Source organism: Corynebacterium otitidis ATCC 51513 (assembly GCF_000296405.1).
Classification (GTDB): Bacteria; Actinomycetota; Actinomycetes; order Mycobacteriales; family Mycobacteriaceae; genus Corynebacterium; species Corynebacterium otitidis.
Genome location: NZ_JH815192.1, coordinates 111,700 through 134,642 on the forward strand (window position 1 = coordinate 111,700; position 22,943 = coordinate 134,642).

Sequence of the window (22,943 nt, forward strand, 5' to 3'; positions counted from 1 at the left end):
GCTGCGCGCCGCGGGTGCCGCCCGGTCGCGGCGCCGGCCGCTCGCTCGTGCCCGAGGAGAACGGGTTGTTCGCCACGCGCGGCGCCTTGCCGCCCGGCCGCGGGCCCGGCTTGGGCATGGCGGCGGGGCTCGGGCGCTTCTCGCCCGGCTTCGGGGTGGGCTTCTTCGTCGCCGCCTGCTCCTGGCGCTGGCGCTGCGCCTCCGCGCGGGCGGCCGCCTGCCGGCGGTAGCGCGGCGGGCGCTGCACCGGTTTCTTCGGGTTCTTCGCCTCGGCGGCGTGCTCCGCCTGCTTCTGGGCGGTCATCGGGGTGGGCCGCTTGCCGCCCGGCTTCGGGGCGGCGGGGCCCGGCTTCGGGGCAGCCTTCTTCGCCCCCGGCTTCGGGGCGGAGTCGTTGCCGCCCTCGGCGGGGGTGCCGTTCTTCTCGGCGTAGTAGGCGCGCATCTTCTTCACCACCGGGGGCTCGATGGTCGAGGATGCGGTCTTAACGAACTCGCCCTGCTCCTTGAGCGTGGCGAGGAGTTCCTTGCTCGTCACGTCCAGCTGCTTGGCGAGCTGGTGGACGCGTAGCTTGCCGGCCACTTCTCTCCTTTTCCGTCGTCGTCGGAGGACCAACGGAGGCGGCCGGCTTCCCTGACCCCTGCGGAGGCCCGCCCCTTAGCGGGGCGCCCGGGCTTCCTTGCCTTTACAGGGGCCGCGCTAGCGGTGCGGCCGCGTTCGCTGGCTCCGACTCGTGTCGTTGCCGTTCATCGCTGATGCTTCATCGTGTGCTCATCAGTCTTCGGTCGTCCTTATCCTTCTTTCGGGTGCATGCTCGCGGTCGCGCGCGGCGATCGCGGATTCGACATGACTCGTGTCCAGAGGACCGGACACCCTGAGCGCGCGCGGGAACGCGCGCCGCTTCTCCGCCTGTCTCAGGGCCTCGAGGCTCGGGGTGAGCCACGCGCCCCGGCCGGGCAGCGCCCGGTTCGGGTCGGCGAGCACGCGGCCCGGATCCTTCGGGTCGAGGGCGACGCGCATCAGCTCGCCGGCGGGCCGCGTGCGGCGCGTGGCGATGCACGTGCGCATCGGCTCGGCTCGACCCATCTGGCTCCCCTCGTGCTCGGACGGTGCCCTCAAATATCGGCGGACAGCTTCAGAACGCGGCCTTTCGGATAGTCGCTATCAAAAGGCCACAGAAAATTTTAGCACCGCCGCGCGGGCGCCGGGAATCGCCGCGGTGAGCACTTTGGGGCAGCCCGGGGCGCGCCGCCCGGCGCGGGGCTCAGCGGCCGGGGCCTGAGGGGTCGCCTACTGCTCGGCGTCGGAGTGGATGTCGATCTTCCAGCCGGTGAGCCGGGCCGCGAGCCTCGCGTTCTGGCCCTCCCGGCCGATGGCGAGGGAGAGCTGGTAGTCGGGGACGATGGCGCGGGCCTCGCGGTTCTCCGCGTCGACGACCTCGGCGCGCACGACCTTCGCGGGTGCGAGCGCGTTCGCGACGAAGGTGGCGGGGTCGTCCGAATAGTCGATGATGTCGAGCTTCTCCCCGCCGAGCTCGTCCATGATGCTGCGCACGCGCTGCCCGCGCGGGCCGATGCACGCGCCCTTCGCGTTGAGGCCCTTCGCCCGCGCCGCGACGGCGACCTTCGAGCGGTGGCCCGCCTCGCGGGCGATGCCGAGGATCTCGACGGTGCCCTCGGCGATCTCCGGGACCTCGAGCTCGAAGAGCCCGCGGATGAGCTCGGGGTGGGTGCGCGAGACGTTGATCTGCACGCGCCGATCCCCGCGCCCCACGGAGACGACGTAGGCTTTGATGCGGTCGCCGTGGGAGAGCTTCTCGCCGGGGATCTGCTCGGCGGGCAGGAGGATCGCGTCCTGCGAGTCGTGCTCGGTGCCGAGCTCGACGACCTGGATGCCGCGCTGGTTGGCCTTCGAGTCGCGCTGCACCACCCCGGAGACGACGGTGCGCTCGAGGTCGCGGTACTCCTCGAAGACGACGCCGGTCTCCTGCTCGCGCAGCTTGCGCAGGATCGCCTCGCGCACGACCCGCGAGCCGAGCCTCGAGAAGTTCACCGGCGTGTCGTCGAACTCGTGCGGCTCGCCGCCGTCCTCGCCGCCGGCCCGCACCTTGACCGAGACCTCCCCGGTCTCGGTGTCGATCTCGACGCGGGCCCGCTCGCCCTCCTCGCGGCGGCGCCCCGCGCCCACCGAGGCCTCCTCCTCGCGCATGTCGCGATAGGCGTGCAGCAGGGCCCCGGCGATGGTCTCGACCATGTCCTCGACCGGGATGCCGCGCTCGGCCTCGATCGTCTCGAGGCCGCCAAGGTCGATATTCACTTATTCCTCCGAGTCGTTGACTGTGTCTGCAAAGCTCCGCTCCGTCGCGGCGAGCTCGCCCTTCGGCGGGGCGGAGAACTCAATTTGTACCACCGCGCGCGGAGCGCCCAGCAACCGCAGCGCCCGCGCCTCGACGCCGGCCTTCGTGCCGCGCACGAGCGCGACCTTCTCGCCCGCCTCGTCGAGCGCCCCGATGCGCCACCGGTAGCCCTTGGCTCCGGGCTTCTTCTTGCCGCCCTTCTTCTTGCCCTTCGCCTCCGCCTGCTGGGCCTCGGCGTCGGCGCCCTCGGGGGCGAAGGGATCGGCGTCGAAGGCGACGAGCCGGCCGCGGTTGCGCCTCCAGTGGCGCGGCTTGGTGAGCGGCTCGTCGACGCCGGGGGTGGTGACCTCAAGCGTGTAGCCCGCGCCCAGCGACACGACGCCGCCCTCCTCGGCCTCGTCGAGCGCCTCGGAGGCGGCCTGGGAGACCGGCTCGAGCTCGTCGAGGCCGAGGTCGTTGTCGCTGTCGACGACGAGCACGACCGTGGACTTCGCGCCCGCCGGGCGGGTCTCGACCCGCTCGGCGACCACGCCGAGCCGGTCCGCGACGGGCTTGAGGATCTCTAAGAGCTTCTCGTTGGAGGGGAAAGCCATGGCATCCCACCCTAGCGGGGCGGGCCTATAATCCCCTCTCGTGACTCTTCGCCGACCCATCCTTGCCCTCACCGCCGGGCTCGCGGCGCTCCCCGTCGCGGGCTGCAGCTATCTCGCCGGCCCCACCCCCGACGAGGGGCTCGTCGCGCTCGGCCAGTCGCTGCGCGACGCCGCCGGCCAGGCCGCCGACTCCGGCGAGGCCGAGCTGCTCTCCTCGCACGCCGACGAGGTCTTCGACGAGGTCATCCGGCTCTGCGGCACGACCGAGCAGGGCGCGCTGCCGCGCGGCTGCGACGTCGACCTCGAGACCCTAGAGGTCGACGTCGACTCCCCCGGCGAGAACGGCACCTCGCCGGTCGAGGAGACCATCGAGAGCCTCGGGGGCCTAGGCGCCCCGCCGGAGCTCCTCGAGGCGGTGCGCGACACGCTCGCCGCCGCGGTGAGCGCTCCCGAGGAGTCCCGCGACCTGCTCGGCCGCCAGCTCGTCGACCTGCTCGCCGCGATCAACCCCGGCGTCGAGCAGGCCGCCGCAGCGATCTCCGCGACGTCGCTCACCGACCTGCCCGCCGGCGACGCCGCCCCCGACCAGGCCTTAGAGGAGGCGCCCGACACGATCGCCGCGCGGGACCTCGCCGGCTGGGAGGACGCGATCGTCTTCGGGCTGAGCTCCGCGCAGGCCTGGGACTCCGGCGACGGCCTCGAGGAGGACCTCGACACCCACCGGCTGTTGCACTCGGCGCTGACCACCGCGCTCGACGACGCCGGCGGCGCGCCCGCGCCCGCCGCGTCCTACGACTACGACGACTCCACCGCCCCGAGCGACCAGGCCAGCGCCGAGGAGTTCCGCGAGCAGGCCGCCGAGGCCGCCCGCGGGCGCTGGCTCCAGGCCGCCGGCGACGCCGAGGAGCCCGACTGGCAGCTCGCCGCCGCGCTCACCGCCGCGGCGCTCGGCGCCGGGGCCTAAAGCGACCGCGCCCGCAGGGCCCGCCGCGGACGCGCGACAGCCCGGCGGCCCCTCGGTGGGGGCCGCCGGGCTGTCGGTGTCTCTCGCCGGGCTAGTCGCGGCGGGCCTGCTCGACGAGCTCGAGGAGCCGGTCGACGGCCTCCTCCGCGGGCACCTCGCCGGCCTCGCCGCCGCGGACCCGAAGCTCGAGCTTCCCGTCGGCAAAACCCCGGCCCACGACCAGCGAGAAGGGCATGCCCAGAAGCTCCGCGTCCTTGAAGCGCACCCCCGGGCTTACCTTCGGCCGATCGTCGAGCAGCACGTCGAGCCCCTCGTCGGAAAGCTCCCCGGCGAGCCGCTCGGCCTCGGCGAGCGCCTCCTCGCCCTTCGCGGCGGCGATGACGTGCACGTGGTACGGCGCGACCGCCACCGGCCACGAGAGCCCCTGCTCGTCGTGGGACTGCTCGGCGATGACGGCGAGCACGCGGGAGACGCCGATGCCGTAGGAGCCCATCGTCGGGGTGACGGGCTTGCCGTCCTCGCCCTGCACCGCGACCTCGAAGGCCTCGGTGTACTTGCGGCCCAGCTGGAAGATGTGGCCGATCTCGATGCCGCGCGCGAGCTCGAGCACGCCCTGCCCGTCCGGGGCGGGGTCGCCCTCGCGCACCTCGGCCGCCTCGATCGAGCGGGTCGGGTGAAAGTCGCGGCCCGCCACCGCGCTGAGCACGTGGCGGTCGGGCTCGTCGCCCCCGACGAGCCAGGAGCTGCCCTCCGCGACCCGGGGGTCGGCCCACACCTCGAGGCCGTGGTCCTCGAGCGCGCGCGGGCCGACGAAGCCCTTGACGAGGAACGGGTGGGCGGCGAAGTCCGCCTCCTCGGCGAGCTCCACGGCGGCGGGCTCGACCGCCGCCTCGAGGCGCTTCAAATCCACCTCGCGGTCGCCGGGCACCGCCACGCCCACGAGCCGGACGTCCTCGCCCGCGCCCTCGCCGTCCTCCGCGGCGACCGGCGTGGTGACCTTGACGACGACGGTCTTGAGCACGTCCTCCGCGTCGACCGGGTGGCCGTCGATCGTCGCATCGTTGTCGTGCGCCCAGGAAAGCAGCGACTCGATGGTCGTCGCGCCGGGGGTCTCCACGACAGCGGCCTCGGGCTGGCCCTCAATCGGGCGGGGCTCGCCCGGCTTCGTGACGACCGCCTCGACATTGGCGGCGTAGTCGCCCTCCGTGGCGCGCACGAAGGTGTCCTCGCCGCTCGGGCTCACCGCGAGGAACTCCTCGGAGGCGGAGCCGCCCATCGCGCCCGACGTCGCGCGGCAGATGACGTAGTCGATGCCCAGCCGGTCGAAGATCCGCCGGTAGGCCGCCCGGTGGCGGGCGTAGGCCTCGGCGAGCCCCTCGTCGTCGAGGTCGAAGGAGTAGGAGTCCTTCATGACGAACTCGCGGCCGCGCAGCACGCCCGCGCGGGGGCGCTCCTCGTCGCGGTACTTGTTCTGGATCTGGTAGAGCGTCGTCGGGAAGTCCTTGTACGAGGAGAACATGTCCTTCACCGTCTGGGTGAAGAGCTCCTCGTGGGTCGGCCCGAGCAGCAGGTCCGCGCCCTTGCGGTCCTTGAGACGCAGAAGGGCGTCGCCATACTCGGTCCACCGGCCGGTCACCTCGTAGAGGTCGCGCGGCACGAGCACGGGGAACTGCAGCTCCTGGGCGCCGATGGCGTCCATCTCCTCGCGCACGACGGCCTCCACCTTGCGCAGGGCCCTCAAGCCCAGCGGAAGCCAGGAGTACACCCCCGGCGCGACGCGGCGGATGTACCCCGCCCGAACCATGAGTTTGTGGCTCGGGACCTCGGCGTCGGCCGGGTCCTCGCGCAGGGTGCGCACGAAGAGCTTGGAGAGGCGTTCGATCATGGGCACTTAGCCTACCCGGTAGGCTTGTGGGCCGATGCTAGTAGTCTTACCGCCCTCCGAGACCAAGGCGCCCGGCGGTGCGGGCGCGCCGCTCGACCTCGGGAAGCTGGGCTTTCCGGGGCTCAACCCGGCCCGCGAGGAGATCGCCCGCGACCTCGTCTCGCTGTGCGCGAAAACCCCCGACGAGGCGCTGGAGGTCCTGGGGATCAGCGGGCGCAAGGCCGACGAGGTGGCACTTACCGCCGAGCTTTTCGACTCCCCGACCGCGCCCGCCCTGGAGCGCTACACCGGGGTGCTCTTCGACGCCCTCGACCAGGAGAGCCTCCCGGAGTCGGCGAAGGGGCGGCTCGCGGTGGGCTCGGCGCTCTTCGGGCTCGAGCGGGGGCTCGACCCCATCCCCTTCTTCCGGCTCTCCGGGCAGACGAAGCTGCCCAAGCCCGACGGCTCGCGCCCGACGATGCGGGCCCGCTTCGGGACGCTGATCAGCGAGGAGCTCGCCCGCGCCGCCGAGGAGGGGCTCGTCGTCGACCTGCGCTCGGGGACCTACCGGCAGCTGGGCCGAGCTCGTGAGGCGGTGACCGTGCGCGTCGAGACCGAGCGCGACGGGGCGCGCAAGGTCGTCAGCCACGACAACAAGCGCCACAAGGGGCTACTCGCCCGGGCGCTGGCGCTCGCCCCGGAGGAGCCGGCCGACGCCGCCGGCGTTGCTGACATCGCCCGCCAGGCGGGCTTTAGCGTCGAGGGGCCCGACGGCTCGGAGGTCACCCTCGTCGTCTAGCCCTCGGGGCCCGCCTCCCCCGGCTCGAGGCCGGCGACCGCGCCGACGACGTAGACCGCAGGCGAGCGGAAGCCCTGCCCCTCGATGGTGTCGGCGAGCGTTCCGAGCTCGCAGCGCGCAACCCGTTCGCGGGCTGTGGAGCCCTCCTGGATGATCGCGGCGGGCGTGGCCGGGTCGAGGCCGCCGGCGGCGAGTTCGTCGGCGATGGCGCGGGCGTTGCGCATGCCCATGATCACCGCGATCGTCGCGCCGCTCTTCGCGAGCGCGCGCCAGTCGACGAGGCTCGACTCGTGTCCCGGCGGCACGTGGCCCGAGACCACCGTCGCGGCGTGGACGACGCCGCGTTGCGTGATCGGGATGCCCGCGAGCCCCGGCACGGCGATGGGGCTGCTGATCCCGGGGATGACCTCGCAGGGGATCCCTGCCTTGGCGCACACGGCGAGCTCCTCGAAGCCGCGGCCGAAGACGAACGGGTCCCCGCCCTTCAGGCGGGCGACCTCCTTGCCCGCGCGGGCGTTCTCGACGAGCAGCTCGTTGATGCGCTCCTGGGCGACGCGGCGCCCGTAGGGCAGCTTCGCGACGTCGATGACCTCCTTGGCGGTGACGTCGACCAGCCGGTCAAGCTCCTCGGCGGGGCCTAAGTGGTCGGTGAGGATGACGTCGGCGCGCTCTAAGGCGCGGGCGCCGCGCAGGGTGATGAGGTCGACGGCGCCGGGCCCGCCCCCGATGAGCGTGACCCGGCCCGGCTTGTGGGCGGTGCTCGAGCTAGACATGGCTGTCTAGGCTACTCGCACCACCCGGTCTAGTCGCGCTCGAGGTTGAGCGCCTTCTGGCTGCGCTCCCACTGCTCCTCGAAGAGGTCGTGGTTGTCGGCGAGCTTGAGCCCGTAGGAGGGGATCATCTCCTTGATCTTGTCGCCCCAGGCGATCATCCGGTCACCGAAGCAGCGCTCGAGGAGCTCGAGGAGCGCGGCCGGCGCGATGGACGCGCCCGGCGACGCGCCGAGCAGGCCGGCGATGGTGCCCTCGGCGTTGTTGACCAGAGCGGTGCCGAACTCGAGGCTCCCGAAGCGCGGCGCGCGGGTCGGCTTGATGACCTGGACGCGCTGGCCAGCGACGACGGTCTCCCAGTCCTTGCCCTCGGCGCTGGGAACGTACCCGCGCAGCGCCTCGATGCGCTGGTCGAAGTTCTTGAGCAGCTCGGTGACGAGGTACTTGGTGAGCCCGAACTCCTGGGCGGCGACGCCGAGGTAGGAGGGGATATTGTCCGGCCTAATCGAGCGGAACAGGTCGAGGTAGGAGCCGAACTTCAAGAACTTCGGGGTCCAGCCGGCAAAAGGCCCGAAGAGCAGGCCCTTCTTCCCGTCGATGACGCGGGTGTCGAGGTGGGGCACGGACATCGGCGGCGCGCCGATCTGCGCCTTGCCGTAGACCTTCGCGGCGTGGCTATCGACGAGCTCGTCGTTGGTGCAGCGCAGCCACATGCCGGAGACCGGGAAGCCCGCAAAGCCCTTGACCTCCGGGATCCCGGAGCTGCGCAGCAGGTCGAGCGCGTAGCCGCCCGCGCCGACGAACACGAAGCGCGCCTTGACGACCTTCGTGTCCCCGGTGTGGCGGTTCTTGTGGTAGACCTTCCAGCCCGCACCGTCCGCGCGGATCTTCAAGACCTCGTGGCCGTAGCGCACGACCGTGCCGTTGCGCTGCGCGTTGTCGATGTACTTACGCGTCAGCGCGCCGTAGTTGATGTCGGTGCCGGCGTCCGTCCACGAGATCGCGACCTTCTCCTTGGGGTCGCGGCCGCGCCCCATGAGCGGGAGCTTCTCGATGAACTCCTCGCGGTCGTCGGTGATGCGCATGTTGGGAAACAGCGGGTGGGGGCTGAGAGCCTCGAAGCGGCGGTGGAGGTAGTCCACCTGGTCCTCGCCGCGCCCGAAGGACACGTGCGGCACCGGGTTGATGAAGTCCTCCGGGTTGTCGATCTGCCCGCTCTCGACGAGGTGGCTCCAGAACTGCCGGGAGACCTGGAACTTCTCGTTGGTGTTCACGGCCTTCGTGATGTCGATGCGGCCGTTCTTCTCCGGGGTGTAGTTGAGCTCGCAGAGCGCGGAGTGGCCCGTGCCGGCGTTGTTCCACGCCGAGGACGACTCCTGGGCCGGCGCGTCGAGCCGCTCGATGATCATCTGGCTCCACGACGGCTCGAGCTCCTTGAGCATCGTCGAGAGCGTAGCGCTAATGACACCCGCGCCGATGAGCGCGACGTCGACCTCGTCGCTCGCTGCGGTCTTCGAAGACACTGTTTTCCATTCCTCCACGGTGGACGGTCTCTCACTGGCTTGCGCCGCCCAGCGCCGGAGCCGCGGTATCGGGGATCCGGCGGGCGCGCGGCGCGCCCCGGAAAGACCCCGGGCGGCGCGCCGAAAGCTGTGGCACAGTTTACGCTGCGTCGTTCCCGCCCCGGCACGCCACCCGCCCGCGCTAGGATGGCCGCCATGACCACCCCGCAGCACGGCCGCCCGGACGCCACCTCCCCCGCCGCCCCCGGGGCGACGGTCCGCCCCGGTCAGCGCCCCGATCAGTGGCGCCGCGACCTGCTCGGCGCGGGCTTCCAGGCCGTCGACATCGAGCTCGGCGCGGACCCCCAGGGCGAGGGGGACGTCAAGGCGACCGTGGTGCGCTACCTGCCCGACCCCACAAACCCCCCGGCCGGCTTCGACGAGCGCACCGCCGTTGTGTGGGTGCACGGCATGACCGACTACTTCTTCCAGGAGCACGTCGCGCGCCGCCTGCACGCCGAGGGCTATGCCTTCTACGCGGTTGACCTGCGCAAGTGCGGCCGCGCCCACCGGCCCGGCCAGTCGCGCCACGACGCGCGCGACATGGCCGACTACGAGTCCGACCTCGACGCCGCCGCCTCCCTCGTGCTCGCCCGGCACCCGAGGCTCGTGCCGCTCGCCCACTCGACCGGCGGGCTCATCGTCCCGCTGTGGCTCCGTTCCTTAACCGACCGCGACCCGGGCCTCGCCGCGCGGGTCGCGGGGCTCGTCCTCAACAGCCCGTGGCTGGACATCCAGTTCCCCGAACCCACCCGCAGCGCCGCCCGCGCGCTGGCGAAGGGCGCGGGCCGCCTGAGGCCCGAGCTCGCCCTGCCGATGAAGGAGAGCTCCTGCTACGCGGACACGCTGCACGTCTCCCGGCACGGCGAGTGGGACTACTCGCTTGAGCTCAAGCCGCCGGGCGGGGTGACGAAGCGCGCCGGCTGGCTGCGCGCCGTCGTCGAGGGCCACGACCGGGTCCACGAGGGTTTAGGCCTTAAGGTGCCGATCCTCACGCTGTGCTCGGACCGCTCGATCCTGCGTAAGCCCTACTCCGCCGACTCGCACGAGGCCGACACCGTCCTCGACGTCGAGCAGATCACCGCCGCCGCGCCCAAGCTCGGCCCCCACTCCGCGATCAGGCGCATCCCCGGGGCGCTGCACGACGTGTTCCTCTCGAAGGAGCCCGCCCGCGAGGAGGCCCTCGAGGCGACGCTGGAGTTCCTCGCCCGGCTCGGCGACTAGCCCGGGCGGCGATCGCGCCTCGCCTCCCGGCGAGCTTCGCAGCCGGCTCGGCCCGGCCGGCGCCGCCGGGCGCGCGGCGCGCCTAGGGTGGGAGGGCACCGCGCCCGCCCCTTCTAACCCCGGCGGGCGCCGCCCCGGGCGATCGCCGCGCCGAGCACCTCGTGCGGCGGGCAGACTTCGGGGCGAGTGACGCTCATCGACATGGCGGGAGGCCTTAGATCTTCATGGCTGCTGGCGACGTGGACGCCCACTACGACCTCATCATCCTGGGCACCGGCTCGGGCAACTCCATCCCGGGCGAGGAGTTCGACGACCACTCCATCGCGATCGTCGAGGAGGACCGCTTCGGCGGCACGTGCCTCAACTACGGCTGCATCCCGACGAAGATGTTCGTCCGGGTCGCGGACCTCGCCTACGAGGCGCGCACCTCGTCCCACCTGGGCATCGACGCGAGCGTGGACCAGGTGCGCTGGAACGACATCCAGCACCGCGTCTTTAACGACCGGGTCGACGAGATCGCCCGCGGCGGCGAGGAGTACCGCCGCGGCGACGAGACCCCGAACATCGACGTCTACGACGGCCACGCCGTCTTCGTCGCGCCCCGCACCCTCAAGACCGCGCAGGGCGGCGTGGAGAAGACCATCTCCGCCGACCAGGTCGTCGTCGCCGCCGGCTCCCACACCGTCGTGCCGCCGGCGATCGCGAACTCCGGGGTGCGCTACCGCACCAACAAGCACGTCATGCGCCTCGAGACGCTCCCCGAACGCCTCGTCATCGTCGGCGGCGGCTATATCGCCATGGAGTTCGCCCACGTCTTCGACGCGCTGGGCACGGAGGTCACCCTGCTGGTGCGCTCGAACCGGGTGCTGCGCCACCTCGACGAGGAGATCTCGAAGCGGATCACCGACATCGCCGCGGAGCGCTACGACGTGCGCTTCGGCACCCAGGTTGCCGGCCTCGAGGAGGCGGGCGACGGGGTGCGCGTCCTTCTCGAGGGCGGCGATGCCATCGAGGCCGACGAGGTGCTCGTTGCGACCGGGCGCCGCTCGAACGCGGAGAATCTCCACCTGGACGCCGCCGGCATCGAGGTCACCGACGACGGGCGCCTGGCGGTCGACGAGTACGGCCGCAGCACGAGCGCGGACGGGGTGTGGGCGCTCGGCGACGTGTCGTCGCCGCACCTGCTCAAGCACGTCGCCAACGCCGAGCAGCGCGCCGTGACCCACAACCTCCTCCACCCCGACGACCTCGAGAAGCTGCCGCACGAGCTCGTGCCGGCGGCGGTGTTCACCCACCCGCAGATCGCGACCGTGGGCCTCACCGAAAAGGAGGCGATCGACAAGGGCCACGACGTCACGGTCAAGGTGCAGAACTACGGGGACGTCGCCTACGGCTGGGCGCTCGACGACCACACCGGCGTCGTCAAGCTCGTCGCGGACAAGAAGACCGGGCGGCTGCTCGGCGCGCACCTCCTCGGCCCCGAGGCTGCCACCCTCATCCACCAGCTCATCACCGCGATGGCCTTCGACGTCCCCGCGAGCAAGCTCGCACGCGGCCAGTACTGGATCCACCCGGCCTTAAGCGAGGTCATCGAGAACGCCCTGCTCGGCCTCGAGTTCGACGAGGGCGCCGGCGAGGACTAACGCCGACACCGCTCCCCCGCCATCCCTCGGCGTGGCTTCGGCCCGGCCACGCCGCGCGGCCGGGTAGGCCGGGGCCGACACGACGACGCCGCCCGCGCCCCAGAACATGAGGGGCGCGGGCGGCGCTTCGCGTCGACCGGGAATGCGCGGGCGCTTAGGGCTCCTCGCCGTCGGCGACGGTGAGGATGTCGTTGCCGCCCTCGCGGATGACGAAGGTGTGCTCGAACTGGGCGGAGTAGCCGCCGTCGCGGTTCTGCACGGTCCAGCCGTCGTCCCAGATGTCGTAGGCGAGCCCGCCGATGTTGATCATCGGCTCGACCGTCAGCGTCATGCCCTCCTCGAGGACGTCGTCGTAGGCGTCCGAGTCGTAGTGGAGGACGACGAGACCGTTGTGGAACGTCGGGCCGACGCCGTGGCCGGTGAAGTCGCGCACGACGTTGTAGCCGAAGCGCTTCGCGTACGACTCGATGACCCGGCCGATGACGTTGATCTCCCGGCCGGGCTTCGCGGCGCGGATGCCGCGCATCATCGCCTCGTGGGTGCGCTCGACAAGAAGGCGGTGCTCCTCGGAGACGTCGCCCGCGAAGAACGTGCGGTTCGTGTCGCCGTGCACGCCGTTCTTGTAGGCGGTGACGTCGATGTTGACGATATCGCCGTCCTCGATGACGGTCGTGTCGGGGATGCCGTGGCAGACGATCTCGTTCAGCGAGACGCAGCAGGACTTTTCGAAGCCCCGGTAGCCCAGCGTCGAGGGGTAGGCGCCGTGGTCGCACATGTACTCGTGCGCGACGCGGTCGATCTCGTCGGTGGTGACCCCGGGGCGCACCGCCGCGCCCGCCGCGGCGAGGGCGTTCGCCGCGATGCGGGAGGACTCGCGCATCTTCTCGATGGTCTCCTCGGTCTGCACCCACGGCTCGCCCTCGTCCTCGTGGACGGTGTTCTGCCACGCGTACTCGGGGCGCTCGATGCTCTTGGGCACGTGCCTAATCGGGGTGGGGGCCTGCTTGGTGAGCTTGCCGCCCTGTCGTTGCGAAGTCATAGCCCCCAACCGTAGTACCGCCTTAGTCGAAGCGGGGCGCCGGGCCGATGAAGACCCGCCGCCCCGCGGCCGCCGCGCCCGGTAGAGCTAGCCGGTGATCTGGACGTCCGCGCCCGAGCCGCCCTGGCGGGCCGCCTCGAGCTCCGCGGGGTCCATGTCCTCGACGATGCGGTTCGCCTCGTCCAAGAGGGTCTCGACGATCTTCGCCTCCGGCACGGTCTTGACGACCTCGCCCTTGACGAAGATCTGGCCCTTGCCGTTGCCCGAGGCCACGCCGAGGTCCGCGTCGCGGGCCTCGCCGGGGCCGTTGACGACGCAGCCCATGACCGCGACGCGCAGCGGCACGTCCAGGCCCTCGAGGCCGGCGGTGACCTCCTCGGCGAGGCTGTAGACGTCGACCTGCGCGCGGCCGCACGACGGGCAGGAGACGATCTCCAGGCCGCGGGGGCGCAGGTTGAGCGACTGGAGGATCTGGTCGCCGACCTTGATCTCTTCGACCGGGTCCGCAGACAGCGACACGCGGATCGTGTCGCCGATGCCCTCGGCGAGCAGCGCGCCGAACGCGACCGCCGACTTGATCGTGCCCTGGAAGGCGGGGCCGGCCTCGGTGACGCCGAGGTGGAGCGGGTAGTCGGTCTTCGCGGCGAGCTGCCGGTAGGCCTCGACCATGACGACCGGGTCGTTGTGCTTCACCGAGATCGCGATGTCGCCGAAGCCGTGCTCCTCGAAGAGGCCGGCCTCCCACACCGCGGACTCGACGAGCGCCTCCGGGGTGGCCTTGCCGTACTTCTCGAGCATGCGCTTGTCCAGCGAGCCGGCGTTGATGCCGATGCGGATGGGCACGTTCGCAGCACCCGCGGCCTGCGCGACCTCCTTGACGCGGCCGTCGAACTCGCGGATGTTGCCCGGGTTGACGCGCACCGCCGCGCAGCCCGCGTCGATCGCGGCGAAGATGTACTTCGGCTGGAAGTGGATGTCCGCGATCACGGGGATCGGCGACTTCTTCGCGATGATCGGCAGCGCCTCGGCGTCGACCGGCTTCGGGCAGGCGACGCGCACGATATCGCAGCCCGACGCGGTGAGCTGAGCGATCTGCTGGAGCGTGGCGTTGATGTCGTGCGTCTTCGTCGTCGTCATCGACTGCACCGGGATCGGGTAGTCCGAGCCCACGCCCACGTCGCCGACCATGAGCTGACGCGTCTTGCGCCGGGGGGCGAGGGTAGGCGGCGGGCCCTGCGGCATTCCTAGTCCGACGGGCATCGACACAGTGGCATTCTCCTTTAGGAGTCGGCTCGGTCTTCGCCAGTACATCCTACACCGCCGGGGCAACTCCACCGGCCCCCAAAACCGCCTCTGGGCAGCCTGTCCTTCCAGCCCTAGGGCAGGAGGCGCACCGGGTTGACGAGGTCCGCGACGATGACGAGCACGCCCACCCCGAGCAGTACGAACGCGGCCGCGGCGGTGACCGGCATGAGCACCCGGTAGTCGATCGGGCCCTTCGGCTTAAGGCCGCGGGCGCGGCGCACCCGGTCGCGGATCCGCTCCGCGATGACGACCGCGACGTGCCCGCCGTCGAAGGGCGGCAGCGGGATGAGGTTAAACAGCGCGAGGAAGAAGTTGAGGTTCGCGAGCATGAGGAAAACGCGTCCCACGCGCGGTACTCGACGAGCTCGCCGCCCACCCGCGAAGCACCCACCACGCTCATCGGGCTGTCCGGGGCGCGCTCCGCGCCGACGATGGCGGCGGCCACCCCGGGGATCGTCTCGGGCAGGCGGGCCACCGCGTCGACGGTGGCGACCATCGTCTGCCCCACGAGCTTGACCGTCGCGGGCACCGCCTCGATCGGACCGTAGCTCGCCACCGGCTCGGCGATCGGCGCGGAGACCACCCCGAGCGCCGCCGACCCGCCGGAGCTCTCGGCGAGGGTGACGGGAAGTTCCAGCGTCTGCCCACCGCGCTCGACGCGGAGGGCGACCTCCGCGCCCGGCTCGTGGCGCGCGAGCCGCGACTGCAGCTCCGGGAAGGTCGCCACCCTCCTACTGTCGAGCGCGACGATCCGGTCGCCCGGCTCGACGCCGGCGGCCTCGGCGGGGCCCGTGCAGTCCTCCCCCTCGGTAGTGCAGACCGTCTCGCCGACCCGCGCGGAGCGGTCCGCGTCCGGGTTAGGCACCTGGCCGAGAACCGCGACGAGGTAGATGATCACCGTGCCGAGCACGAGGTTCACCGCGATGCCCGCGAGCATCACCGCGATCCTCTTTAAGGCGCCCTGCCGGCACATCGCGCGGGGTTCCTCGTCCGGGGTGAGCGGGTCGTTGGGCGTCATGCCGGCGATCTCGCAGAAGCCGCCGAAGGGGATGGCGCGCAGCCCGTACTCGGTGTGCCCGCGGCGAAAGGAGAAGATTCTCGGCCCGAAGCCTACGAAGTACTGGCGCACCCGCATCCCGCACGAGCGCGCGGCGATGAGGTGCCCCGCCTCGTGCAGCGCGATGGTCAGCGCGATGCCAAGCGCGAAGAGAACGACGCCGATGAGAAAGCTGGCCACGAAACCCGATTCCCCTGCCCTATGGGACCTATCTCTCCGCGGGCCCTCTAGCCCCGGCCCCCGGAAGGAGCGGGCGCGTCGCGCAGCAGCCGCCGCGCCAGCGAGCGGGCCTCGCCCTCGATGGCGAGGACCTCCTCGACGCTGCCGGCCTTGCCCACCGAGCCGGAGAGCTCGTCGAGCGCCGCGGCGACGGTGTCAACGATCGCGGGGAACGCGATCCTACCCGCGAGGAACGCGGCGGCGGCCTCCTCGTTGGCGGCGTTGTACACCGCCGGCAGGCTCGTGCCCGAGGCCACGGCCTGGCGGGCGAGCTCCACGGCGGGGAACGTCTCGTCGTCGACCGGGCCGAAGCTCCACTCGGTCGCGCGTGTGAAGTCGAGCGGCGCGCACGCCCCGGGCAGGCGCTCCGGCCAGCCGAGCGCCACCGCGATGGGCAGCCGCATCGTCGCGGGCGAGGCCTGCGCGATCGTCGAGCCGTCCCGGTAGGTCACCGCCGAGTGCACGACGGACTGCGGGTGGACGGTCACCTCGATGCGGGCGGGGTCGACGCCGAAGAGGTAGGACGTCTCGATGAGCTCGAGGCCCTTGTTTACGAGGGTGGCGGAGTTGAGGGTGTTCATCTCCCCCATCCGCCACGTCGGGTGCGCGGCCGCCTGCTCGGGCGTCACCGACCACAGCTCGTCTCGGGTCCTGCCCCGGAACGGCCCGCCGGAGGCGGTGAGCACGAGCCGGTCGACCTCGTCTGCGCGGCCCGAGCGCAGCGCCTGCGCCATGGCGGAGTGCTCGGAGTCGACGGGCACGAGCTGGCCCGGGGCGGCCGCGTCGAGAACGAGGCGCCCGCCGGCGACGAGCGACTCCTTGTTCGCCAGCGCCAGCCGCGCGCCCGAGGAGAGAGCCTGCAGCGTGGCCTTCAGACCCCGGGAGCCGACCATCGCGTTGAGCACGATGTCGCCCGGCCCCGCGAGCCGGGAGACGAGCTCCGCGGCGGCGTCCGGCCCGGCGGCAACGCCCTCGCCGAACTCCCCGGCGAGCTGGCTCGCGGCCCGCTCGTCGGCGGCGGCGAGCGCCTCGCCCGGAAGGCCGAGGCCGCGGGCCTGCGCGGCGAGCTCGTCGACCCGGCCGCCGCCCGCGGCGAGCCCGGCGACGTCGAAGCGGTCGCGGTGCTCCGCGATCACCTCGAGGGCCTGGGTGCCGATCGATCCGGTGGAGCCGAGGACAATAACGCGCGCAGTCACGGCTCCCTATTGTGACCGACCGCCGGGCGGGCGCGGAAACCGGCCGCCGCCCCGCGGGGGCCTGGTGGGTGCTTCCCGCCCACGCTGTGGCAGAATGATCACTGTCAAGGACCCCCGCGCCCCGCCCGCACGGCGGGGCGGCCCGGCCCGCCATCGACCCAGGAGAGTTGAGGTAACCCATGTCCGCGCACGAGCCCGCCCCCGAGATCCACAACGGCGTGTCCACCGCCGACGAGCCCTCGGCCGCGTGGGGCTGGCACGGGATCAGCTTCCGCGGCGTGCAGATCGCCGGCTGGGTGTCGGTCTTCGTGCTCCTGGCCTACAACTTCGGTAACCACCGCGGCCACGTGGAGACGATCTACCTGTTCACCTTCGCGATCCTCATCGCGGTGGGCCTCATCATCCACGCCTTCCGCCCGAAGCTGAAGGCCCGCCGCACGCTCACCGCGCGCAACAAGCCGGAGGGCCACCAGGAGCCGGAGTGGACCTACCTGCAGGCGACGCTCTCCGGGCCGTACGCGGAGCTCACCGACGACCAGCTGCGCGCCCTCAACATCGAGCCCGACCGCGTTCAGCACCTGCGCAGCCTCCCGCAGAACTAGGCCGTTAAAGGGCCGCCGGGCCGGATCCGCTAGGAAGCCCCCTCGCCGCACGAGCGGCGCGGGGGCTTTTCTCGTGCCCGGTCTACGGCTCGGGCAGGCGCGACAAAGGAAGGTGCGGGACTCAGTCGCCGCTCCCCTGCCGGGCGCCGACGCGTCGGCCCGCCCGGCAACGCGCCGCCGAGGCGCCGCGCGGCGGCGACAGCTTCCCCCGGGAGGCCGGCCACCGTCCGTTCGTAGCACCCCGCTCGGGGCGTCCCCAGTCCGCTCCCGGCCCTCGCCGTTCGACGCGACGTGGGCGAGGCGAACGGGACGTAGCTCGCCCGGATACGGCGGACGCCCGCCGCCGCCCCGCGGGTAGCGGCGACGGCGACGGGCGCGGCACGCGTGTCGCCGAGAGCGGTCAGCCGACCCAGCTGCGCACCTTGCCGAAGATCTCCGGCCAGGCGCGCTCCACGCGCCAGCTCGCGATCGTCGCGGCAATCACGTAGAAGACCAGCGGCAGCGCGACGAGGAGCACGAGCCCCGTGTCGTGTAGCCCACCGGAGCCGAGCACGGCGACAAGGAGGCCGGGAAGGATCGGCAGCCAGCCCACGAGCATGAAGACGAACGTCGCGATCCACGCCCCGGCGGGCATAGAGTTCCCGCCGCCGGTGAGCATCTTCGCCCCGGGCGCGGTCGTCGGGTACGGCACAAGCGCGGTGAGCAGCAGGGAGGTCCCCAATAGCGAGATGGCCACGCCGAAGATGGCCAAAAGGACCGTGGTGTTGAGCGTCGCGGGCGAGACGACCGCGATGCCGGCGAGGACGATCCCGCCGCTGGCCAGCACCGTGATGACACCGAACAGGTGGCGGCCGAGCAGGGCCGTGCGGCCGCGCACCCCGCTGACGAGCAGCGACCAGCCGCCGGGCCCGTCCATGCCAAAGTCGTCGACGAACCCGAGCCCCGCGATGAACACGGCGAGGAAGAGCACCATGATCACCTGGCCCACGTCGATCGGCCCGTCGGATTGGTAGGCAAAGAACGCGAGCAGTCCCAGGCCGATCACCGGCGCTGCGAGGAGCTCCGCGGTGCGGTTGTCGCGCGGCGCGTAGCGCACCGCCCGGGAGAACACCGCCGCGAACGGCGCGGACGGCAGCCCCGGCAACAGCAACTTCGAGGCGACCGTTTGGCCGTGCGCGGCCGAGGCGCGCACCCCCGGCCGCTTCCTGGGACTGAGCTCCGCGGCGACGGTCGCGCGCAGCGCGACGGCGGCGAGCACCACGGTGACGATCGCGACGAGCGCGCGCCCACCTGCGATCCCCCAGTCCCCGCCGAGGGCGGCGGCGACCGCCCCGCCGGGCGCGCCGAGTGGGGTCCACGCGACGATCGCGCCGAGCTGCCCGAGGCCCGCTATCGCCCCGGTCTGCACGCCCACCAGGCCGAGCCCCGCGACGGTGAGGACCGCGAGAAGGCCCAGCGTCTTCACCACCAAGGTGCGCGAGGCGATCGACACGAGCCCGGTGAGCACCTCGCCGAGGACGAGGCTAATCGCCAGCCCAAGCGGCGCCATCGCCAGCGCCAGGATCCCTGCCCCGGCCGAGCCGGTGGCGAGCGGCGTGATAGTAAGGGCGAGCCCCGTGACGACGGAGCAGATAACGCACGCCAGCCCGAAGATCCTTAATCCCGCCGAGGCCGCGAGCGCGGGGGCGACCTGGCGGGAGGTGAGCGGCAGCGTGCCGAGGATGCCGGGGTTGAGGTGGCGGTCGGTGTCGCCGAAGTACCACATGCCCAGCACGTAGGCGAGCGTCCCGCCGCCGGTGAAAAGAGGGATGAGCTCGGGGTCGAGGACGCCGCTCGCCGCGGCGATCATCGGCAGCACCGCGCCGACGAGGCCTAAGACGAGGTAGATGCCCAGCACGATGAGGGTGAAGATCTTCGCGGCGTTGCCCTTGAGCTCCCGCCACCACAACAGCGCGTGGAGCTTGAGTAGCGTGCCGGTGACCCGCGCCTCGCCGGGCGCGGCGGAGAGCGTGGCGCCCGCGGGGCTACTCATCGTCGCCCCTGCCCAGCCAGCTCAGCGAGCCGGAGGCAATCTCCCCGCCAACGGCCTCGACGAAGACGTCCGCTAGGCTACGGCCGGCGGCGACCTCCTCGACGGTGCCGGCGGCGTGTACGCGGCCGTCGACGATGATCGCGACGTGGCTGCACAGCCCCTCGACGATCTCCATGACGTGGGAGGAGATGACCACGGTGCCGCCGGCGGCGGCGTACTCGCGCAGGATCTGCTGGATCTGCCGCCCGGAGACCGGGTCCACCGCCTCGAGCGGCTCGTCGAGGATGAGGACCTCGGGGTTGTGGATGAGGCTGCCGGCTAAGAGGATCTTCTTGGTCATGCCGGCGGAGTAGTCGACGATGCGCCGCCCGGCGGCCTCGCTCAGGCCGAGCACGCCGAGCAGCTCCTGGGCGCGCCGGTCGATGGTGTCCTTGTCCATGCCGCGCAGCGCGCCGAGGAAGCCCAGGTATTCCGCGCCGGTGAGCCGGTCGAAGACGGGCAGCCCGTCGGCGAGCAGCCCGAGCCTGGTCTTCATCTCTAAGGGGTCTTGCCACGAGTCGACGCCGGCGACGGACACCTCCCCGTCGTCGGGGCGCAACAGACCCACGGCCATCTCGATCGTCGTGGTTTTGCCGGCGCCGTTGGGTCCGACGACGCCGTAGATCACCCCGCGGGGGATCTCTAGGTCGATGCTGTCGACGGCGACGTTGTCGCCGAAGGTCTTGCGCAGGCCCCGCGCGCGAAGCGCGGGGCCGCCGTGGGCGGGGCTCATCCGGGGTAGCTCCTCGGGTTTTAGATATCGGGCAGTGTGGCGCGTATCGCGCCACACCCCGAGGCTACCCGATCCCCCCCTGCCGCCGCGGCAGCCGCCGGGCGGCTAGACCTGCTCGACCTCCTCGGCCTTGAGCTGCCCGCAGGCCGCGGCGATCTCGGAGCCCTTGGTGTCGCGGATGGTGCAGGTGACCCCCTGGGCCTGGATGCGGCGCTGGAACTCGTCCTGCCGGTCCTTCGGGGAGGCGTCCCACTCCGAGCCCGGCGTGGGGTTGAGCGGGATGAGGTTGACGTGCGCCTTCGAGCCGAGCTTCTTGTGCAGCTTCTTGCCCAGCAGGTCGGCGCGCCAGTTTTGGTCGTTCTTGTCGCGCACGAGCGCGTACTCGATGGACACGCGCCGCTTGGAGCGCTCCGCGTAGTAGCGGCCGGCCTCCAAGACCTCGTCGACGTCCCAGCGGTTATTCACCGGCACGAGCGTGTCACGCAGCTCGTCGTCCGGGGTGTGCAGGGAGATCGCCAGCGTCACCGAGAGGTCCTCGTCGGCGAGCTTCCTGATCGCCGGGGCGAGCCCCACCGTGGAGACGGTGACGTTGCGCATGGAGATCCCGAAGCCCTCGGGCTGCGGGGCGGTGATCTGCTTGACCGCGGAGACGACCCGCTTGTAGTTCGCGAGCGGCTCGCCCATGCCCATGAACACGACGTTGCTTAACCGCCCGCCCTCGGCGGCCATCGTCTTCGCGGCGATGCGCACCTGCTCGAGGATCTCCGCGGTGGAGAGGTTGCGGTCGAGCCCGCCCTGGCCGGTCGCGCAGAACGGGCAGTTCATGCCGCAGCCGGCCTGCGAGGAGATGCACAGCGTCGCCCGGCCCGGGTAGCGCATGAGCACCGACTCCAGCAGCGTGCCGTCGTGGAGGCGCCACAGGGTCTTGCGGGTCTCCCCGTCGTCGGTCGCGGAGAAGTTGATCTCCCCCATGAGCGTCGGGAAGAGCTCCTCCTTGAGCCTCGCCCGCGCGGAGGCGGGCAGGTCGGTCATCTCGTCGGGGTCGTTGACGTAGTGCTCGAAGTAGTGCTTGGCGATCTGCCGGGCGCGGAACTTCGGCAGGCCCAGCTCGGCGACGCGCTCCTCGCGCTCACTGGGCGTGAGGTCCGCGAAGTGGCGCGGCGGCATGCCGCGCTTCGGGGCGGCGAACTGAAGCTTGACTGGGGTACTCATAGGGACACCATCCTTACAAGAAGCGGCCGCGACGTCGAATCGAGCGGCGCGGGAAACGATCCCGCCCGGGTGTCTAGGCGATCACGGGCAGCGCCCAGAGGAACAACCAGGTCGCCGCGCCCGCGGGCAGGATCCCGTCGACGCGGTCCATGAGCCCGCCGTGGCCGGGGATGAGCCTCGACATGTCCTTAATGCCCAGGGTGCGCTTGAACTGGCTCTCCACGAGGTCGCCGAGGGTCGCGCACACGGCGAGCACCGGGCCGAAGACGAGCCCGAAGCCCCAATGCGAGTCGACGAGCAGCGCCATGGCGAGCGCGCCGACCACGGCGCTGGCGATCACGGAGCCGGCGAAGCCCTCCCAGGACTTCTTCGGGCTGATCGCCGGCACCATGGGGTGGCGGCCGAACGCGACGCCGGCGGCAAACCCCCCGACGTCGGAGGCGATGACGCACAGCAGGAAGGCCACGACAATCAGGCTGCCGTTGAGACCCTCGTAGCCGAGCGTCGCGACCATCGCGGAGAGGCTCGCGAGCACGGGGATCCAGAAGTAGACGAACAGCGCGTTAGAGGCGTGGGCGAGGAAGTCGCCCTCGGCCCGAAAGAGGCTGAAGAGGAAGATCGCCAGGCCGCTCAGCGCGCCGAGCGCGGCGAGGCCCTCAGGCCCGAAGAACCAGGAGGCCCAGATCGTGGCCTGGCCGAGCACGAGGAGAAGGATGAGCGGCACGCCGCGGCCGGCCTCGTCCATGCGGCGGGCGACCTCGGCGGTGCCGATGACGACGGCCGCGGCGACGAGCAGGTACCAGCCGATGGGTCCGATGAGCAGCGAGGCAATAACGAGCGCGGCGAGCACGAGCCCGGAGGCGATCGCCGCGGGGAGGTTGCGGCCGGTGCGCCCGCCCGAGCGGAGCTTCTCGCCGGTGCCGGATCGTGCCACGCTAGATACTCGCCTTCCTCAGTTGCGCCGCGGGCTACCCGCCCGCCGGCTCCCGGCCCGGGGCCCGGTTACCCGCGGCGGCACTAGCGGCCGCGGTACCCGGGCGGCCGCGCGGGCCGTCGTCTCTCCCCTTTGTTTGTCGGGAGCTAAACCTCCATGAGCTCGTTCTCCTTGGCGGAGACGAGCTTGTCGATATTCTCGACGTAGGTGGCGGTGGTCTTCTCGAGCTCGCCCTCGGAGGCCTTGACCTCGTCCTCGCCGGCGTCGCCGTCCTTCTGGAGCTTCTTGAGCTGCTCCATGCCCTTGCGGCGGATGTTGCGCACCGCGATCTTGCCGTCCTCGCCCTTGGATCGGGCGAGCTTGACCATCTCCTTGCGGCGCTCCTCGGTGAGCTGCGGGACGGTGACGCGCAGGACGTGGCCGTCGTTGGTGGGGTTCACCCCGAGGTCCGAGTTGCGGATCGCGGTCTCGATCGCGTCCATGATCGAGGGCTCGTAGGGCTTGATGAGCAGCATGCGCGGCTCGGGCACGGAGATCGACGCCATCTGCGTAATGGGGGTCTCGGCGCCGTAGTACTCGGCGGTCACGCCGTTGAACATCGCCGGGTTCGCGCGCCCCGTGCGGATCGTCGTGAGGTCCTCGCGGGTGTGCTCCACGGTGTTCGACATGCGCTCCTCGCAGTCGAGCAGAATCTCGTCCATCATTGCTGCTACCTCTTAGGTCCTTTCCTCGCTCCTCGGCGGGCGCCCGGGCGCCCGCCCCGGCTCGAAGCGCGGCCGGGGTGATGCTCGCTTGCCTGAGT

General features: G+C 71.7%; 20 protein-coding genes and 1 pseudogene. 5 read left to right on the top strand and 16 right to left on the bottom strand.

Annotated elements, in window-relative coordinates; all coding sequences use genetic code 11:
• The 4 genes from HMPREF9719_RS00530 to rimP all read right to left on the bottom strand — a co-directional run.
• Positions 1-580: translation initiation factor IF-2 N-terminal domain-containing protein (locus HMPREF9719_RS00530; protein ID WP_004599994.1), on the bottom strand; the 580-nt coding region annotated here is incomplete at its 3' end.
• Positions 581-772: 192 nt separating this feature from the next.
• The gene (locus HMPREF9719_RS00535) at positions 773-1,066 is read right to left on the bottom strand and encodes a YlxR family protein (protein ID WP_004599995.1); all 294 of its coding nucleotides are present in this window, start codon (positions 1,064-1,066) and stop codon (positions 773-775) included.
• Between the two features lie 222 nt (positions 1,067-1,288).
• Positions 1,289-2,314: a transcription termination factor NusA gene (nusA, locus tag HMPREF9719_RS00540; protein WP_004599996.1), complete on the bottom strand. Its 1,026-nt coding sequence runs from the start codon at positions 2,312-2,314 to the stop codon at positions 1,289-1,291.
• Entirely contained in the window at positions 2,315-2,947 is a 633-nt protein-coding gene (gene rimP, locus HMPREF9719_RS00545; protein WP_004599997.1) for a ribosome maturation factor RimP, read from the bottom strand. It lies immediately after the preceding gene.
• Between the two features lie 40 nt (positions 2,948-2,987).
• Here rimP and HMPREF9719_RS00550 point away from each other — a divergent pair, with 40 nt between their 5' ends.
• Positions 2,988-3,911 carry a hypothetical protein gene (locus HMPREF9719_RS00550; protein WP_004599998.1) on the top strand — a complete coding sequence of 308 codons (924 nt, stop codon included), beginning with the start codon at positions 2,988-2,990 and terminating at the stop codon, positions 3,909-3,911.
• 91 nt (positions 3,912-4,002) lie between these two features.
• On the opposite strand, the gene HMPREF9719_RS00555 is transcribed toward HMPREF9719_RS00550, so the two are convergent.
• On the bottom strand, positions 4,003-5,796 hold the full coding sequence (locus tag HMPREF9719_RS00555; protein ID WP_004599999.1) for a proline--tRNA ligase: 1,794 nt from the start codon (positions 5,794-5,796) through the stop codon (positions 4,003-4,005).
• 34 nt (positions 5,797-5,830) lie between these two features.
• Here HMPREF9719_RS00555 and HMPREF9719_RS00560 point away from each other — a divergent pair, with 34 nt between their 5' ends.
• Positions 5,831-6,574, top strand: coding sequence for a YaaA family protein (locus HMPREF9719_RS00560; protein WP_004600000.1), 744 nt, complete (start codon positions 5,831-5,833; stop codon positions 6,572-6,574).
• Here the strand turns inward: HMPREF9719_RS00560 and cobA are convergent.
• Together cobA and mqo are read right to left on the bottom strand one after the other, a co-directional pair.
• Complete coding sequence (gene cobA / locus HMPREF9719_RS00565; protein ID WP_004600001.1) at positions 6,571-7,347, bottom strand: uroporphyrinogen-III C-methyltransferase; 777 nt, start codon at positions 7,345-7,347, stop codon at positions 6,571-6,573. The genes HMPREF9719_RS00560 and cobA overlap by 4 nt on opposite strands.
• A gap of 29 nt (positions 7,348-7,376) precedes the next feature.
• A complete protein-coding gene (gene mqo, locus HMPREF9719_RS00570; protein WP_004600002.1) occupies positions 7,377-8,867 on the bottom strand; it encodes a malate dehydrogenase (quinone) in 1,491 nt (496 codons plus the stop codon).
• Positions 8,868-9,062: 195 nt separating this feature from the next.
• Between mqo and HMPREF9719_RS00575 the strand changes: the two genes are divergently transcribed.
• Positions 9,063-10,130, top strand: a complete 1,068-nt coding sequence (locus tag HMPREF9719_RS00575) for an alpha/beta hydrolase (protein WP_004600003.1) — start codon at positions 9,063-9,065, stop codon at positions 10,128-10,130.
• A 224-nt stretch (positions 10,131-10,354) separates the two neighbouring features.
• Positions 10,355-11,773 carry a mycothione reductase gene (mtr, locus tag HMPREF9719_RS00580; protein ID WP_004600004.1) on the top strand — a complete coding sequence of 473 codons (1,419 nt, stop codon included), beginning with the start codon at positions 10,355-10,357 and terminating at the stop codon, positions 11,771-11,773.
• Between the two features lie 154 nt (positions 11,774-11,927).
• On the opposite strand, the gene map is transcribed toward mtr, so the two are convergent.
• The 4 genes and pseudogenes from map to dxr form a co-directional block, all read right to left on the bottom strand.
• Positions 11,928-12,812, bottom strand: a complete 885-nt coding sequence (map, locus tag HMPREF9719_RS00585; RefSeq protein ID WP_004600005.1) for a type I methionyl aminopeptidase — start codon at positions 12,810-12,812, stop codon at positions 11,928-11,930.
• An 87-nt stretch (positions 12,813-12,899) separates the two neighbouring features.
• The gene (gene ispG / locus HMPREF9719_RS00590) at positions 12,900-14,072 is read right to left on the bottom strand and encodes a flavodoxin-dependent (E)-4-hydroxy-3-methylbut-2-enyl-diphosphate synthase (RefSeq protein WP_174269516.1); all 1,173 of its coding nucleotides are present in this window, start codon (positions 14,070-14,072) and stop codon (positions 12,900-12,902) included.
• A 116-nt stretch (positions 14,073-14,188) separates the two neighbouring features.
• Positions 14,189-15,354, bottom strand: a pseudogene (locus HMPREF9719_RS00595) (M50 family metallopeptidase).
• Positions 15,355-15,401: 47 nt separating this feature from the next.
• Positions 15,402-16,589, bottom strand: a complete 1,188-nt coding sequence (gene dxr, locus HMPREF9719_RS00600; RefSeq protein WP_004600008.1) for a 1-deoxy-D-xylulose-5-phosphate reductoisomerase — start codon at positions 16,587-16,589, stop codon at positions 15,402-15,404.
• A gap of 179 nt (positions 16,590-16,768) precedes the next feature.
• Between dxr and HMPREF9719_RS00605 the strand changes: the two genes are divergently transcribed.
• Positions 16,769-17,191, top strand: a complete 423-nt coding sequence (locus tag HMPREF9719_RS00605; protein WP_004600009.1) for a DUF2631 domain-containing protein — start codon at positions 16,769-16,771, stop codon at positions 17,189-17,191.
• Positions 17,192-17,591: 400 nt separating this feature from the next.
• Here HMPREF9719_RS00605 and HMPREF9719_RS00610 read toward each other — a convergent pair whose 3' ends face one another.
• From HMPREF9719_RS00610 to frr, 5 genes are all read right to left on the bottom strand, one after another.
• On the bottom strand, positions 17,592-19,223 hold the full coding sequence (locus tag HMPREF9719_RS00610; protein ID WP_004600010.1) for a hypothetical protein: 1,632 nt from the start codon (positions 19,221-19,223) through the stop codon (positions 17,592-17,594).
• Positions 19,216-19,995: an ABC transporter ATP-binding protein gene (locus tag HMPREF9719_RS00615; protein WP_004600011.1), complete on the bottom strand. Its 780-nt coding sequence runs from the start codon at positions 19,993-19,995 to the stop codon at positions 19,216-19,218. The genes HMPREF9719_RS00610 and HMPREF9719_RS00615 overlap by 8 nt, the downstream gene beginning before the upstream one ends.
• A gap of 105 nt (positions 19,996-20,100) precedes the next feature.
• Positions 20,101-21,207: a 23S rRNA (adenine(2503)-C(2))-methyltransferase RlmN gene (gene rlmN / locus HMPREF9719_RS00620; protein WP_004600012.1), complete on the bottom strand. Its 1,107-nt coding sequence runs from the start codon at positions 21,205-21,207 to the stop codon at positions 20,101-20,103.
• Positions 21,208-21,280: 73 nt separating this feature from the next.
• A complete protein-coding gene (locus tag HMPREF9719_RS00625; RefSeq protein WP_004600013.1) occupies positions 21,281-22,141 on the bottom strand; it encodes a phosphatidate cytidylyltransferase in 861 nt (286 codons plus the stop codon).
• Between the two features lie 146 nt (positions 22,142-22,287).
• Positions 22,288-22,845, bottom strand: a complete 558-nt coding sequence (frr, locus tag HMPREF9719_RS00630; RefSeq protein ID WP_004601811.1) for a ribosome recycling factor — start codon at positions 22,843-22,845, stop codon at positions 22,288-22,290.
• Positions 22,846-22,943 lie beyond the last annotated feature (98 nt).

Coding starts and splice junctions, on each gene's coding strand:
- HMPREF9719_RS00535 (WP_004599995.1), bottom strand. CDS start 1,066: ATGCGCACGTGCATCGCCACGCGCCGCACGCGGCCCGCCGGCGAGCTG.
- HMPREF9719_RS00610 (WP_004600010.1), bottom strand. CDS start 19,223: ATGAGTAGCCCCGCGGGCGCCACGCTCTCCGCCGCGCCCGGCGAGGCG.
- frr (WP_004601811.1), bottom strand. CDS start 22,845: ATGATGGACGAGATTCTGCTCGACTGCGAGGAGCGCATGTCGAACACC.
- cobA (WP_004600001.1), bottom strand. CDS start 7,347: ATGTCTAGCTCGAGCACCGCCCACAAGCCGGGCCGGGTCACGCTCATC.
- HMPREF9719_RS00560 (WP_004600000.1), top strand. CDS start 5,831: ATGCTAGTAGTCTTACCGCCCTCCGAGACCAAGGCGCCCGGCGGTGCG.
- mtr (WP_004600004.1), top strand. CDS start 10,355: ATGGCTGCTGGCGACGTGGACGCCCACTACGACCTCATCATCCTGGGC.
- HMPREF9719_RS00575 (WP_004600003.1), top strand. CDS start 9,063: ATGACCACCCCGCAGCACGGCCGCCCGGACGCCACCTCCCCCGCCGCC.
- map (WP_004600005.1), bottom strand. CDS start 12,812: ATGACTTCGCAACGACAGGGCGGCAAGCTCACCAAGCAGGCCCCCACC.
- HMPREF9719_RS00555 (WP_004599999.1), bottom strand. CDS start 5,796: ATGATCGAACGCCTCTCCAAGCTCTTCGTGCGCACCCTGCGCGAGGAC.
- rimP (WP_004599997.1), bottom strand. CDS start 2,947: ATGGCTTTCCCCTCCAACGAGAAGCTCTTAGAGATCCTCAAGCCCGTC.
- rlmN (WP_004600012.1), bottom strand. CDS start 21,207: ATGAGTACCCCAGTCAAGCTTCAGTTCGCCGCCCCGAAGCGCGGCATG.
- HMPREF9719_RS00615 (WP_004600011.1), bottom strand. CDS start 19,995: ATGAGCCCCGCCCACGGCGGCCCCGCGCTTCGCGCGCGGGGCCTGCGC.
- ispG (WP_174269516.1), bottom strand. CDS start 14,072: ATGCCCGTCGGACTAGGAATGCCGCAGGGCCCGCCGCCTACCCTCGCC.
- HMPREF9719_RS00605 (WP_004600009.1), top strand. CDS start 16,769: ATGTCCGCGCACGAGCCCGCCCCCGAGATCCACAACGGCGTGTCCACC.